This is a genomic window from Lacrimispora amygdalina (assembly GCF_003432035.1).
Classification (GTDB): Bacteria; Bacillota; Clostridia; order Lachnospirales; family Lachnospiraceae; genus Lacrimispora; species Lacrimispora amygdalina.
In genome coordinates this window covers 1-14,568 of the sequence record NZ_QOHO01000129.1, presented here as the reverse complement: position 1 = coordinate 14,568, position 14,568 = coordinate 1, and the positions used below count along the sequence as shown (strand labels likewise).

Here is a 14,568-nt window from a genome sequence, read left to right as displayed (position 1 = left end):
AGTCATTTTACAATTGAGCTTCAGCCAGTTTCTATATTTTTTTTGCTGATTAGGGGAAATTAGGGGTGGGTATTATATTTTTCCAATCAACTCTTTCTGCTTTCCGTCACGAAGAAAAACAGGAATCTGATCAATTTTAGCTGTCTGATGAATGATCTGCCCTCCTTCATATTCCGTTCCATCATAGATCAGAGTCCAGCCTGCTCCCTGCGGAAGATAAACATCCCTTTCATATGTATTCTCATATAGGATGGGGGCTACCAGTATATCGGAACCAAGCATATACTGGCCCGTTAAATCCCAGCATCTCTCATCATGGGGGAATTCATAGAACATGGTGCGCATGACAGGTTTGCCGGATTCATGGGCTTCGTTCATTAATGTTCGTAAATAGGGCCGCATCGCCTCTCTGAAATGAATGAATTTTTCTAAGATGGGCGTGTTTTCATCTCCAAAGCTCCATATCTCATTGTCCGCCCCGGTTGGCATTGACGGTGTGCCATCTGCATGATAAACCGGCTTTGACGGTGACCGGTCTCCATGAAGGCGCATAACCGGGCAGAACGTCCCCCACTGGAACCATCGGACGAACAGCTGCCTGAATAAAGGATCTGAGGGATCTCCTCCCATGAACCCTCCGATGTCGGTTGTCCACCAGGGGATACCTGCAATTCCCATATTTAACCCTGCACAAACCTGTTCTCTTAACGTCTTCCAATCGCTGTGAATATCGCCGGACCATACCAGTGCGCCGTAGCGCTGACTGCCTGCCCAGGCACAGCGCAGCAGGTTAACCGCTGTATCCATGCCGGCAGCGATCTGACCGTCATAGAAGGTTTTTGCATAGAGCTGTGGATAGATGTTACCGATCTGGTTGACCGGTCCCATATAGTAACGGTAATTATCATACTCATAGGTGGAAAATTCCGGTTCCGCCTCGTCAAGCCAGAAGGTTTTAATCCCATAGTCATAATAATTCTTCCTGCATAAATTCCAGACATAATCTCTTGCTTTTGGATTCGTTGCATCAAAGAACGCGTTCTCTCCCTGGAAGCGCATTGCTATGGGAACTCCCCTCTCTGATTTTACAAGCAGGCCTTTCTGCTTCATTTCCTCATAATTTTCACTGGTTAAATTCACCTGGGGCCAGATGGAAACCATCAGCTCCATCCCATATTTATTCAGCTCTTCAACCATGGCCTTGGGATCCGGAAAATCATTTTCATCAAAACGGTAGTCACCGCATTTGGGCCAGTGGTAGAAATCAATTACGATCACGTCTACCGGAATTCCTCTTTTATGATATTCTCTGGCAACATTTAAAAGTTCTTCCTGATTCCAGTATCTTAACTTGCATTGCCAGAAGCCCAGGCCATATTCCGGCATTTTAGGAGGTGTTCCGGTGGCTTTTGCATAGGCTCCCACGATTTCTTTAGGAGTATCTCCTGCAGTGATCCAGTAATCCATCTGTTTCGTGCTCTGTGCATACCACTGGGTCATATTTTTCCCAAAGGAAGCCGTTCCGACTGCAGGATTATGCCAGAAAAAGCCATACCCCTTATCCGACAGTACAAACGGAACGGAGGCCTGGGAGTTTCTGTGGGCAAGCTCTAAAATGCAGTTTTTAATATTTAAAACTTCCTGCTGATACTGGCCCATACCGTATAGCCGTTCCGACTGGTCTGAGGCAAATGTGACCGTCAGCTCATAGTCCCCTCCCAGCCTGGATTTAAAATCCCTTGTCTTTTTATTAAGGGCTCCCCCGGCTCTTTCTTCCTCCAGCAGCAGTTCCCCTTTCTGGTTAAAAAAGCTCACCCGGCATCTTTTCTGCCAGCCATCCACAGATAAAACCGCGGTAATTGATCCGTTGGTGATCTCTCCGTTAAACTCATCTTTTATAATGATCTTAGCTGGTTTAAACGGCGCGGGAAGAAGTGCGTAATCCGTATCTTTGATATCCCCCATCATAACAGCCCTCACCCGCAGGGAATTTTCGCCCCACGGTTCAATACGGAGAGTTTCCCCGTCATTTTCAAAAATAATAGCTTCCTGGTCCTCTCTGATATAATTCATGCCTTGTTTTACCCCTTTCTTTTGAACTCATGCTATTATTTTATTTTAGTTGTATGCACATAAAGTTACCCTGCTTTTCTTGACCTCTTTTATTAAAAAAATAACTTTATGGGGACGGGGCCTGATTACAGATTGACTTCGCTCCGGTATTTTGTAGGAATCATATGATAATGCTTTTTAAAACTGACCGTAAAGTAATTGGAATTGGAAAAACCGGTGCGGAAAGCGATCTCTTCCATACCCAGATGAGTGGTACGCACCAGATTTTCAGCTTCCCGCAGCCTTATATTGGTCAGGTACTCATGAAAAGTCATGTGAAATGCATGTTTAAAGTAACGGCAAAAATATCCCTTGCTCATGGAAACGTGCTTTGCTGCATCACCTAGTTCAATTCTGTTGGTATAATTTTTTGTTATGTAGTGATTAATATCTTTCATGAATGAGCCGATTCTTGCATCGGTCTGCTCTGGAGTCTGTGATATTTTTCCGCATTTTACCACTTCATAGAAGAACTCCAGTATTCTGGCTTTCAGAAGCAGTTCAAATCCCTTTCCGCCATTTTCATAAACGCTGTATGCATCATTTAACAGATGAAACAGTCTTTCACAATCCTGCTGCTCAGATGTCAGAAAGATATAAGATCCGGTTGTTACGGAAAACAGGGGATCAATGTAGTTCTGCCTGATGACATCATTCTCCATACTCCCCACAAACTCGTAGCTAAATAATATGGTCCGGTAAATAAGGTCTTCTTTTAAGCAGTCATTGGAGCCGTGAATTCTGTCCGGCCGGATTAGCACAACATCTCCCTTACTGACCTGAATCTCTTCATTTTCTATGCTGATTCTGGCCATTCCTTTGCATACCCAGAACAGCTCCAGTTCCCTGTGACAATGAAAATATAAGGGAGGTTCCTGACCCAGTCCCACCAGACCTCCGAAATTTGCTCCATTCATAAAAAAGGTGTGAAAAGTCTTTCCTTCCCTCAGTCTGATATCTGTTTCATGGGTGCTGAAAGGGAAAAATGCGTTTCCGTGCTGGATTGGTTCTTTATATTTTGATCTTCTTGTAAAATCCATGGGGTCCATCTGGCTTATCACACCCTTTCCTGTTTTATAAATGCTTCAATTAATATAGAGTTTTAAATAATTATAACATATCTTTGTGGTGTAATTAAATTAAAATTACTCCTCTGAAACAGAATTACCAGATCCCGCCTCGGATCTTATAGGTATTATAAAAAGTTTTATCATCAGGATATTCCACTGTTGTGACTAAATTTCCCGTACCATCATCTTCCACCAGTACTGTAACCGTTATCGTTTTGCTGTCATAGTTCATATACGGGATGGGGTCAGAAGGTTTTATTTCCCTGATCTGATAAGTATGCTCACCCGGTTCATCATAGGATTCCATAAAGCTGACAGTGCCATCTGCCCTGTTTTCAGTTTTTTGTACGTCACCAGTCTGCATATCCTTAAGTTCAAATTCAAACAGTCCGGCCGTGAGCTGCATTCCGGTCAGAACCTTTTTCACTTCAATGGTTGCCGATTCCGCCTGGTAAGTAAAACTATTCTTAAATAACTGATCGGGCCAATAGGAAACTTCTGCCTTCAGCCTGCCGCCGCTGTCCGTCACAAGAACCTTAGCCGTGATGGTTTTTAAATCATATGTAATATTCGGATCGGCAGGAATGGGAACAGACTCCCGGATCAGATACGTGTAGGTTCCTTCTTTTGTAAATGTAAGCGGGGAGAAACTGATTTTTCCGGATCCATCATTGGGCACCGTCTCCACTCCCTCATTGTTTCCGTTAAGAAGACGGAACTGGAACATTCCTTTCTTCAGGGTTCGTCCCAAAAGCTTTTTTTGAGCATTCAGGCTGACAGATACCGGCTGCGGCTCATATTGGTTGACAAAGGAAACAACCGCCGGATAACGGACCTGGGTTTTCAGTTCATCCCCGGATCTTGTGGCCTCTACCTCTACCTGAATCGTCTTCGTATCGTATACCATGCCCGGTATTTTCTCCTGTGGAATGATCTCTTTTACATGGAAGAGAAAAATCCCCGGTTTACTTAAGTTTACTTCCGGAAACGTAATATTGCCTTCTGCATCATTAAAAGCTGTTGCGACAGGAATTTCTTTCCCGTCCAAAACCCTGCTGATCTCAAACTGGAAACTGCCGGCTTCCAGTGTCTTTCCTGTCAGAAGCTTTTTTAAACGGATTTCAGCCTTGGCAGCATCCGGTTCAACAACCTGGACCACGGGCTTATTATAACTATACTCAGCCGTACCGCTTTTGCCGTATGAATACGTAAGACCAGCCTCTGAATTGGAGTAAAATCCGGGCATTCCCGAACTGGTACTGTTGCCTGGATAATCCGTGCCGGAATCTCCTGTATGGGGATAGCTTTGGTTTGAATCATAATAATCCAGAGCTTTGTCGGAGGCGCGTACATTAAAAGACACGACATAACGGCTGGCCGGCAATGTAGCGCTTAACAGCTTTATATTAATCCCTGCATTTTCAAAACCTGCCGTATAATCTTTGCCGACTGACAGATATTCCGGCTGTGCGCTGCCGGTCTGACGCATCACCTTTAAGTCCCCCATATAATCAACGTACTCAGAGAGCCGATCATTGATTGTCACATCGTAAAACGAATTGCTGATCTGAGACACGAACCGGTTAAATGCATTGTTTATTTGTTCCGCACTGGCCGCCTGAACCATGTATTTTTCAATATTGGTATTTACCATCTGGGTAATGGTCTGCAGCGTCGATGCACCTCCGGTACTGCTCCCCATAAAAATAGAATAAAACCGGTCAACTCCCTGCATCTGTCTGGCTGCGTCAGCAGCATAAACAGTTCCCACCTCTGTATAAACGGAGTAGCCGAGTGCCTGTGCAGCAGGCGTAGCCGCCGTAGGCTGCCCGTCGGTAATGAAAAACACCACCTGCTCGGCTCCCGGTGAGGACAGCCCCCCGATCAGTTCAGAAGCCTGATTCATGGACTGGTAATAATTTGTACCGCCCTGCGCCCCTCCCGGAAGGGCCAGGGAATTTATAGTCTGAAGTAAACCGTCCCTGTCTGTGCTTCCTGAAACGACAAGATTGGAATTTGTTCCGAAGGTGATGATGGAAAAGCGGTTATCCGGATTTTCTGCAAGAACCGATACCGCATTGTATACCGTCTGTTTCATGACCTGGAACCTGGATGCGCCTCCCATTGATTCTTCCATGGAATTGCTGACATCCAATACAAAAATAATATCCGATTTTCTGGCCTCCTCTTCCCTGCTGGTAGTTAAGTCCAGATAAATCCGGTAATCATTCACTCCATGGGCGTCCGTATCCGGATTCCCGGCACCGTCGCCCAGATAATCAATCACTTTCTTATGATCCGGCTCCGGCACCTCCTCCGGCGGAACCTCATCAATATCCGGATTATATCTGAAATGCAGGGTGACTTTGACTTCGGCAGCATTACCGCCGACCGAAATCCAGTTATAGGCCTGGGTTGCAAATGGATTGGAAGCGTTCCCGGTTCCGTTATAGGTATAGGCGCTCACGTTTTTGCCGTATTCTACGGAAACAAGGCTCAAATGAGAATCGGTGTATCCGTTTGCTCCGAACCAGACCGTATTGCAGTTTGTGCCTGAAGATTTTCCGGGGAACTTTACGGTTGATGTAAAGCCGTTTTTCACAGTTACTACTCCTGTTTCATATCCGGATGGATAATAAGCCGGATAGTTACTGGTTTTTGACATCTGGTATATCCGTTTTGCATCATATTTGGAATTTATCTGTCCGGCCTGATCCGGATAATCCGACGAATTATCAATAACGGTAGTTACATAAATCGTCAGGGGCTGGACAGAAGCTGCCAGGACCTTGGCAGGATAAAGAAACAGCCCAAAAAGTGCCAGCAACATGACCGGCAGCCCTTTTCTTATTATTTTAAACATTACTTTTACCTCCACACACGACTTTTCCGGCTAATCCTTCAGCTTTTTGATCCAATCTGTCAAAAAGCCTTCCGGATCCGTTACTTCGCCTGAAAATATAAGATCTAATTTCTCCGCACATAACGTTCTCTCTTCCTGAGACATGGTCTGAAAAAATGGGAAATACACTTCCTTTTTCCCGCTTACCAGTTCGTAGGCCTGCCTGATTTCCTTATCATCCGGCTTTAAGCCTTTTACAGCCGGAAGCATCCCAAACTCTGCTGAAAATGCCAGCTGGTTTTCCCGGGTAAGGAAATAGGAAAGAAAATTTTTTGCTTCCTTCACTGATTTTCCCTTTTTTGCAGCCCCGAACATATGATTTGCCTTCCAGACTCCTGCTTTTGTATAATCCTCTCCCGGCAGCATGAACCACCCAAAGGATGATGACATGCTATTTAACGCAGCAATGTCCTCTGTGGTGCCGCAGATCATGGCGTATTTGTTCTGTGCAAAATTTTCTAACAGAGCCTGATGCCCTTTCACACAGACTCCCTTATCCAGGGACAATTCCATAGCCAGTCCAAGCAGGTCATAATAGCCGGTATTTTGATCCAGCAGCTTTTTAAAGTCCTGTTTCTCTGACTTTTTGCCATTAAGGCTCTTTCCGTTAGCCAGAATTCCGGCCGCAAAATCAAAAGCATCAAACCTCCCCTCCTCTGTCAGCGACATGGCAAACGGCTGGCAGGAAGACTGTTTTAAAATGGCACAGTTTGTCACGAAATCCGAAAGTGTTTCAGGAATAACAAGCTGATTCTGTTCATAAATATCTTTATTGTAAAAAATCACCGGAAGACTGCCGGCTGCAGGAAGGGCATAAGCCTTCTCTTTTCCTGGTTTGTTTATAAGAAATTCCTCTTCACTGCCTGCAGGGATGAGATCTGCATAGGTCAGCGCCTCAAGCTTCCTGCTGTCTATAAACTCAGCCAGGCTTTCAGGAGGAATGGCAAAAACATCTGCAGTTTCCCCTTCAGAAGCAGCTTTTAACCACTCCTTCGTATAAGTTTCATAGGGAACCAGCCTGATATTTATTTTTACTCCTTCATGCTCCTTCGCATAATCCGATGCGATTTTCTCATAAAATTCTTCGTGCCCGGTGTCCCAATGCCAAAATGTAAGTGTGCACTCCCTGACTGGATTCTTTTTAAAAATAAAGCCGTTCTTTTTGCAGGCAGTGAGAATACAAGCCGCTGCAAGCAGAAAAACGGCCGCTGAAAAAACCTTCTTTTGCATGTTAAGTTACCTCATATATTATCCGTTACCAGTCAGCCGGCATATCACCGCTGTCATAATCGCAGCTTCCGTCAGGCTGGCTGGTATAAGAACCATTGTAGCTGGAAACCGGTAAAGCAGGGTGCCATATGACATCCGAAATCCCTTCTCCGTATGTTTCCCCTCCGTCAAAATAAACGGTAATGGTAGTCGTATCGGCTCCGAAAATCTTCAAAAATGTATAAGAGTATTCTTCGCTGAGCTGTGTCCGTATTTTGTAATACCGGTAATTGGTTTCCGGCGCTTCTTCTTTAAAATAAACCTTCACCGTTCCATCAAAATGATTCCTTCTTAAAGCATCTTCAATCATGGTAAAGCTGTCCTTCCCCGGATTATCGGAATATCTTATTGAATCCTGGAACGTAAATCTGTCTTCTTTCACAAGCTGGCATAGATTCATCAGTGCATTGCGCTTTAAATAAATGAGCCCCAGATCCATCGATATCCCGATGAAAAAAATCAGGACAGTCAGGCTGCCGGCGAAAAGCAGCAGAATATTTCCATCTTCCCGGTCAAAACAGGCAAGCTTCTTTTTCCACCTGGTTTTACATTTCATGCTTTCCTCCCTTTTTGTCACCCAAAGCTACTCAGATCTGTGCTGGGTGGATACGACCCTGCTGCAGCTTAATTTTTTTTCCTTTGTCACCCTGGATCCGAAAACCTGCCGCCCCAGAAAGGTAAGAGGGTATATATCATAGGACAGGGTTGCTTTTAAATCCATATAGCGGGTCCGGCTGATTGCCGTTACGGTATCGCCCGGTGTCCGCCCCGGTACCGAAAAGGATTTTTCTACATTTTTCATATCCGCCTGTGCATCACTGACTGTTAAATTCTCCGGTAAGAAGCCCCAGAAACTGGCTTCTTTTATTCTTTCCACCAAAGGGTCTGACACCGTATTTCCGCTGTAGACAGCACTGGACGGGCAGGTATCTAACGGATCCGAATCCCCGAAATCCGACGCCTGGACAGACCAGCTGGAATACTGATAACTCTGATCGAAAACAGTCTGCTGGTATGTCATCCAGCCAACTTCGATTATGAAAAGAATGATTATAATAAAAATCGGAAACACCAGCGCAAATTCTACCATTCCCTGTCCTTTATCCTGTTTCAGAGCAAATAAACATTTCATAACTCATCCTCCTCCCGTCTTGCTACGGAGTATAGCCGTTTATATAAATATCACGGGAATAGACAGGTGTTTTCACTTTATATGTATTCCCCAGAAAGAACGTTCCCCAAAAGGTTACTGCAGAACGTTCATAAGAAAGCTGCAGCTGTACCTCGGAATACTCATAACTGCCGGGGCGCACTTCAAACTGGCTGCCAAAGTCAGCTGGATTGGCCCGGTCGCTGGAGTAAACGTAATAACTGTAATCGTTCTTTTGACTGCTCCCCGCGTTCAGTTCTTCAATATTAACCTTTGAAGGATCCAGCCGTTCCGTGAAATTCTGGGTAATGATCTGTGTCACCTTGCCGCTCACCGTTCCTGAAGAAATATCAGAATAGTCCAAACGGCTGATACATTCGCTGGCAGCACTGCTTAATGTCATCTTCGTATTCATGCAGATAAAGAAATCCACAGGAGCAGTAAAGAGCAGCACTATAATAGGCAGAATCAGGGCAAATTCCAGGATTGACTGCCCGTTTTCATCCTTACCTTTAAAGTCAGCCAATGTTCTTTACCTCCCTGGTCTTCTCGGCATATTCTCCTTCCATTACAGAGAACAATCCCCTGGCTTTCTGCATGGCTTTGTCACAGGTAAACAGCTCCGGGTCAGAAGACTCCCTTTCTGCGCTGACAGATGGCTGCTTTTCCGGCAGCACAGCCCTTTTCTCCCGTTCCACAGGTAAGGAAACCTTTTTCTGCAGCTCCATTCCTTTCTCCAGCTGCATATTCCTGGATTTCAGCTCCTCAATCTGGGCCAGCAGGCCTCTCTGGATATCCAGCAGTTCCACATTCTGAAGCTTCAGAGCTGCCTGTTCCCCAATTGCTTTTTTAAGGGTATCCCGCTCCTGAGTCGTACGCTCCATGTAAAGATTCATGCTTTCAGACTGAGTTTCCATCTGCTCCATAATCATCTGAATTGTTTCTTTTAAGGAATCTATGGTATCTTTTAATTTTTGATTTTCCTGGCGGGTCAGTATGGCTCCCTGCTCCTGCACCTGGTAATGTTTTAAAAGCATGTCCTTTTCTTCAATCTGCTGCTCCTGCCTTTTTATCCAGGATGAGTTTTCCTCATAATTCTTGTATAAAACGTCAACCTTTTCTTCCAGTTCTCTTTTATAGTTCTCCTGTTCTTCATACTGGTTCTTTAAGTCATTAAGCTTCTTTTCCCATTTTTCCTTTTCAGCCGCCAAAGCCTGCTGCTCCTGTTTTTCCCGTTCAGCGATCAAAGCCTGGTGTTCCGATCTCTCCTTTTCAGCTGATAAAATCTGCTGTTCCAGCTTTTCCCGTTCAACAATCAGAGCCTGCTGTTCCCATTTTCCCCTTTCAGTCATCAGGTTCTGCTGCTCCTGCTCTTCCTTTCGGGCCTGGCGTTCCTGCTCCAGAGCTATGGCGTTTTCTTCCATTTTCATAAGAAGCTTTTCGTATTTTTGCTCAGCTTCCTCCTTCTGCCGCAGCATTTCTTCCATTTCCGGCTGAGGCAGCCCCAGGGAAACCTTCAGCAGGTCTTCCTCCATATTCTTCATTCTCGCCTGCAAAGCCTCATAATCGTGCTGATAGTTTGATAATTGTCCATTCAAACGGATAATATCCTGTTCTTTTTGGGAAATCTCTTCCTCATACATTTCTTTCTGCAGCTGCATCTCTTCATAATCGGAATGCTGGTTCTCCCATTCTTCCAATTTTGCTGCTGACAGCCTGGCTTCCTGCATCGCCCTTTCCTTTAGCGCGATTGCGTCGGATAGCTTTTCTTCCGCTGTGTTTAATTGCTCCCGCAGCACCTGGCATTCCTGGGTTACACTGACTTTTTCAGCAGTCAGCTCACGGATCTGCTGCTCCAGCTGCATTTTTATCAGCATCAGATTATTCCTCATTTCCAAAGCGTATTCTTCCACACTCTTTTTGGTATATCCTCCCACTACCGTTGTCTGGAGCTTTGCAGCAAGCTCGGTCTGCATATTCTTTCCTGTAAGGCCTTCCATGCCGTCAGAAAGCATGCCCCCCATCTGTCCGCCGTTTCCTGCCTCCTGTCCGAAATCATTTACCTGATTGTAATTCATCTTGCGACCTCCTTTCTTCAATAAAACTGATAAACAGCTGTTTTTCGGTCTTTAACTTTCTTGCAGCGCCTTTATTTAATTCTAATATCTTTCTGGTTCCTTTCACAAAGCTTCCCATCCGCCAGGGATAAACTGTTTCCCTTTTCAAAACCATATTAACATGGTCCAGATATACCACATCGATGGGAAAACGCATGAAGCATGTATGGATACGGGAACAGGGATCTAAAAGCAGGGCACTGCCCTCATGCAGCTCCCTGCGAAACATCAGCCCCAGCAGTCTTTTTATGAAGGTATCGGCAAATTGTGCCTGAACCTCAAAACCATTTTCCCCTTCTATAAGAACTATCATAATTACATACCTCCAAACATTTCCATAATTGACATGACTGCCGGTCCCAAAAGTACAATAAAGATGACAGGAAATATAAACAGCACCATGGGCAGCAGAATCTTTACAGATAATTTCTGCGCCTTTTCTTCTACATTCTGTTTATGGGTCTGCCGGATCGTAGTCGCCTGGATGGACAGGATATTCTGCATGGAGGATCCCATTTCATCGGCCTGGATAACAGCCGTGACAAATGTCCGGATCTCCATATTATCACACCGGTCTGCAAATCCGATCAGAGCCTCCTTGCGCCTGCGGCCCAGGGAAATTTCCCTCTGAGTCACATCCAGTTCGTCGATGAGCGCTCCCTTTGATTTCTCCACCACATATCCCAGGGCCTGGTCAAAACCCAGTCCAGCCGAGACACTGACACTTAATAAATCCATCATTTCCGGAAGCTGGTGATATAGTTCTGCTTTTCGTTGTTTTATTTTGCTCTTTAAATGAAAACGGCTTAAGACTATTCCGGCATAAAGCCCCAGTGCACCATAAAGGACAGACTGTAAAAAACCTCCCGTCCTGCCGTATAAAATGCCGAGCCCAATGCATACTGCCGTAAAAAAGGCTACCGCCGCGCTGTAGTTTTGGGATTTCATATGAATGCCGGCCTGCTTAAGCTGCTGCTCCATTCTCTCCAGAGCCGCGGGATTTTTAGGCGCAAATACGGAAAAAATAGTAAGGATGCGGTTAAAAACCGGTCTCATGATCCGGTCTATGATCGAAACATCCAGTTCCCCTGTTTCCCGTTGCCGTTTTCCCATATCTTCCACGGATTTTAAGCGTTCATTCAAAGCAAGCGTTTTAGAAAAAGCTGCGGAAAAACACAGATCAACAAAAAAATAAGCAAACACTGCGCCGGCAATGGCTGTCAGAAATATCATCTTTTCTTCTCCTGTCTGAATCTCCTATGGTTTCATCAAAACTTTATATTTACGATTTTATTGATTATTAGAAAGCCAAAAATCTCCATACTTCCGCCAAGAAGCAGAAGGAGGCGTCCCGGAAGAGACGAAAACAGCGGCGAAATATACCCTGGATTGGCAAATGAAAGAGCAAGCAGCAGCAGGATGGGAAGCACTCCAATCACCTGGCCGGTGATCCTTCCCTGAGCGGTCAGTGTCTTTATGGAACGCTTGATTGTCAGTCTGTCCCGTATGGTCTGGGAAATGATATCCAGTATTTCTGCCAGATTTCCGCCCACCCTCTGCTGTATGACAACAGCTGTAGTGAGCAGCTTTAAATCATCGCTTTCCATTCGGTCAGCTACTATCAGAAAAGACTGTTCCAGTTCCCCTCCCAGCTTAAGCTCCCTGACGATTGTGTTCAATTCGCCGCCAATGGGATTGGCTAAATCTCCGGAAACATTCTCCAGCGCCTGCTCAAAAGAAAAACCGGCTCTCAGACCATTGGAAAGCACCATCAGCGCATCCCCTAACTGAGCCTCAAACAGGGAGCGCTGTTTCGCAGCCGCCATTTTGAGAAAGAATGGAGGAACAACCAGTCCTATGAGGAAAAGCCCTATACACTGAATCAAATCCGGGGCAAATGCAAATAAGAGCATGGCCGGTGCAAAAATAAGAAGAAACCAGATCATGATAAACTCCTCCGGACGCAGCCTGATTCCGGATAAGCTGACTTCTTCCTTCAGCTTTTTTGAAATATGTATGAAACGCAAAAGCTGTCTGTCCTTTTTTTCTTCAGACGAAACTAGTGTTTCTTTTTTCACCTGGCTTAAATCACTTAACCGCTCGTTGATCTGCAGCTGTTTTTTTAACAGAAATTCCAGAATCATTTCTATGGCACAATAGCTGAATAATGCCGCAGCAGCCAGACAAACCATTTTCATGCTGTCACCTCCTTTCCGCAAGGAACCAGTCATCCCTGCAATAGCCACCATTATCCCTGATCTTATCAAGAATCTTCGGATGTATTCCCGTTGGTTCAAACTTCCCTGCGATTTTTCCATTCCCATCCGTACCGTTCTGGCGAAAGCTGAAAATATCCTGCATGGTAACAGTATCACCTTCCATACCCACCACCTCAGCTATGTTGACAATCTTTCTGCTTCCATCCCGTAAACGGGACTGATGTACGATTAAGTCAATGGCAGAGGTAATCTGCTCTCTGATGGCTTTTGCGGGCAATTCCATTCCTGACATCAAAACCATTGTTTCCAGACGGGATATCACATCTCTGGAAGAATTTGCGTGTACCGTAGTAAGAGAACCGTCATGACCTGTATTCATGGCCTGCAGCATATCCAGAGTCTCTCCGGACCGGACCTCTCCTACAATAATCCGGTCGGGACGCATTCTAAGTGCATTCTTCACCAGATCACGGATTGAAACAATCCCTTTTCCTTCAATATTGCTTGGCCGCCCTTCCAGGGTCACAACATGATCCTGTTTCAGCTGGAGCTCGGCCGCGTCCTCTATGGTCACGATTCTTTCACTGTCAGGAATATACCCTGATAATACATTTAACAGTGTGGTTTTACCTGAACCGGTTCCCCCGGAAACAATGATATTACAGCGTCCCTTTACTGCTGCCTCCAAAAATCCTGCCATCTGGGAAGATAAGGAGCCATATCCGATTAAATCTCCGATTTTAAGGGGTGTGGAAGAAAATTTTCTGATTGTGATGGAGGGACCTTTTAAAGCGATAGGCGGAATAATGGCATTTACACGGGAACCGTCTGCCAGACGTGCATCCACCATGGGGGTGGCTTCATCACAGCGCCTGCCCACGGATGAAACGATCCGGTTGATTACCTTTAATACATGGGCATCATCCCGGAAGCTGGCGGCTGTCTGTTCCAGTCTGCCTCCCCGTTCTATGTAAATCTGTCTTGCACTGTTCACCATGATTTCAGAAATAGAATCATCCCGCAGCAACGGCTCTAAGGGGCCCAGTCCCATGACATCGTCGTAAATTTCCTGAGCGAGCTTTGATTCCTCCAGACGTGTCAGACTCTCCTCCTGTCTGGCAATGGCCTGATGGATGATTTCCATAACATCAATGAATTTCCCATTGGTGCTGTCCGAGAAACGGTCATTATATTCCCGTATTACCTCCTGATGAACCGTCTGCTTTAATTTGTCATAATTTTTATCCGCCCTGTTTCCTGGCTCGGCGTTTGAAACACTGAACGCTTTTGAAACAGAATGGTCTGTTTCCTTTGGCTGGCCCAGACGAGATACCCACTCCATGGCTTATCCAGTCTCCTTTCCTTTTTGAAGAAATGATATCCGTTTCTTTTTCCTGCTTTTCACACTTCTGTAACCCTCGTTCATTCCTTCCAGCCGTTCTGCTATATTGGAAATTTCCTTACAGATTTTACTTTNNACCCTGATTTGCTGCTGCCACCGCTGATTTTTCATCATAGGGAATGGAACCCCACACCGGCATGCCAAGTACACGGGAAACATCGTTGTCTGATATTCCGTATCCATAGCATTTTCCGACAATCAGTTTGATCTTCTGTTTATCCGTCAGTTCTGCAAGCACCTGCAGACTTTTCTTTGCATTGTGCAGCGCAGGCACATCTTTTCCTGTTACAAATAAAACAGCTGAGGCACAGTCAATGCAGCAGGCCG

At 45.3% G+C, this 14,568-nt stretch carries 12 protein-coding genes; all 12 read right to left on the bottom strand.

Going from position 1 to position 14,568, the window contains the following annotated elements:
- Window positions 1-72: 72 nt before the first annotated feature.
- The 12 genes from DS742_RS27885 to DS742_RS27830 all read right to left on the bottom strand — a co-directional run bounded on the left by DS742_RS27885 (window position 73) and on the right by DS742_RS27830 (window position 14,181).
- Window positions 73-2,073, bottom strand: a complete 2,001-nt coding sequence (locus tag DS742_RS27885; protein WP_117420166.1) for a glycoside hydrolase family 31 protein — start codon at window positions 2,071-2,073, stop codon at window positions 73-75.
- A 125-nt stretch (window positions 2,074-2,198) separates the two neighbouring features.
- The gene (locus tag DS742_RS27880) at window positions 2,199-3,173 is read right to left on the bottom strand and encodes an AraC family transcriptional regulator (RefSeq protein ID WP_117420165.1); all 975 of its coding nucleotides are present in this window, start codon (window positions 3,171-3,173) and stop codon (window positions 2,199-2,201) included.
- Between the two features lie 103 nt (window positions 3,174-3,276).
- Window positions 3,277-6,045, bottom strand: a complete 2,769-nt coding sequence (locus DS742_RS27875) for a Spy0128 family protein (RefSeq protein WP_117420164.1) — start codon at window positions 6,043-6,045, stop codon at window positions 3,277-3,279.
- 30 nt (window positions 6,046-6,075) lie between these two features.
- The gene (locus DS742_RS27870) at window positions 6,076-7,314 is read right to left on the bottom strand and encodes an ABC transporter substrate-binding protein (protein WP_117420163.1); all 1,239 of its coding nucleotides are present in this window, start codon (window positions 7,312-7,314) and stop codon (window positions 6,076-6,078) included.
- 25 nt (window positions 7,315-7,339) lie between these two features.
- A complete protein-coding gene (locus DS742_RS27865) occupies window positions 7,340-7,909 on the bottom strand; it encodes a hypothetical protein (RefSeq protein WP_117420162.1) in 570 nt (189 codons plus the stop codon).
- A 27-nt stretch (window positions 7,910-7,936) separates the two neighbouring features.
- On the bottom strand, window positions 7,937-8,485 hold the full coding sequence (locus DS742_RS27860; RefSeq protein ID WP_117420161.1) for a TadE/TadG family type IV pilus assembly protein: 549 nt from the start codon (window positions 8,483-8,485) through the stop codon (window positions 7,937-7,939).
- A gap of 22 nt (window positions 8,486-8,507) precedes the next feature.
- Window positions 8,508-9,029 (bottom strand): TadE family protein, encoded by a 522-nt coding sequence (locus DS742_RS27855; protein WP_117420160.1) that lies wholly within the window; start codon window positions 9,027-9,029, stop codon window positions 8,508-8,510.
- Window positions 9,022-10,581, bottom strand: coding sequence for a hypothetical protein (locus DS742_RS27850; RefSeq protein WP_117420159.1), 1,560 nt, complete (start codon window positions 10,579-10,581; stop codon window positions 9,022-9,024). Before DS742_RS27850 ends, DS742_RS27855 begins: the two co-directional genes overlap by 8 nt.
- Complete coding sequence (locus DS742_RS27845; protein ID WP_170313627.1) at window positions 10,559-10,933, bottom strand: DUF192 domain-containing protein; 375 nt, start codon at window positions 10,931-10,933, stop codon at window positions 10,559-10,561. Before DS742_RS27845 ends, DS742_RS27850 begins: the two co-directional genes overlap by 23 nt.
- A gap of 2 nt (window positions 10,934-10,935) precedes the next feature.
- Window positions 10,936-11,853, bottom strand: coding sequence for a type II secretion system F family protein (locus tag DS742_RS27840; protein ID WP_117420157.1), 918 nt, complete (start codon window positions 11,851-11,853; stop codon window positions 10,936-10,938).
- A 35-nt stretch (window positions 11,854-11,888) separates the two neighbouring features.
- Entirely contained in the window at window positions 11,889-12,818 is a 930-nt protein-coding gene (locus tag DS742_RS27835) for a type II secretion system F family protein (RefSeq protein ID WP_205692821.1), read from the bottom strand.
- A gap of 4 nt (window positions 12,819-12,822) precedes the next feature.
- Complete coding sequence (locus tag DS742_RS27830; RefSeq protein WP_117420156.1) at window positions 12,823-14,181, bottom strand: TadA family conjugal transfer-associated ATPase; 1,359 nt, start codon at window positions 14,179-14,181, stop codon at window positions 12,823-12,825.
- Window positions 14,182-14,568 lie beyond the last annotated feature (387 nt).

Coding starts and splice junctions, on each gene's coding strand:
- DS742_RS27835 (WP_205692821.1), bottom strand. CDS start 12,818: ATGAAAATGGTTTGTCTGGCTGCTGCGGCATTATTCAGCTATTGTGCC.
- DS742_RS27870 (WP_117420163.1), bottom strand. CDS start 7,314: ATGCAAAAGAAGGTTTTTTCAGCGGCCGTTTTTCTGCTTGCAGCGGCT.
- DS742_RS27885 (WP_117420166.1), bottom strand. CDS start 2,073: ATGAATTATATCAGAGAGGACCAGGAAGCTATTATTTTTGAAAATGAC.
- DS742_RS27875 (WP_117420164.1), bottom strand. CDS start 6,045: ATGTTTAAAATAATAAGAAAAGGGCTGCCGGTCATGTTGCTGGCACTT.
- DS742_RS27865 (WP_117420162.1), bottom strand. CDS start 7,909: ATGAAATGTAAAACCAGGTGGAAAAAGAAGCTTGCCTGTTTTGACCGG.
- DS742_RS27840 (WP_117420157.1), bottom strand. CDS start 11,853: ATGATATTTCTGACAGCCATTGCCGGCGCAGTGTTTGCTTATTTTTTT.
- DS742_RS27850 (WP_117420159.1), bottom strand. CDS start 10,581: ATGAATTACAATCAGGTAAATGATTTCGGACAGGAGGCAGGAAACGGC.
- DS742_RS27830 (WP_117420156.1), bottom strand. CDS start 14,181: ATGGAGTGGGTATCTCGTCTGGGCCAGCCAAAGGAAACAGACCATTCT.
- DS742_RS27860 (WP_117420161.1), bottom strand. CDS start 8,485: ATGAAATGTTTATTTGCTCTGAAACAGGATAAAGGACAGGGAATGGTA.
- DS742_RS27845 (WP_170313627.1), bottom strand. CDS start 10,933: ATGATAGTTCTTATAGAAGGGGAAAATGGTTTTGAGGTTCAGGCACAA.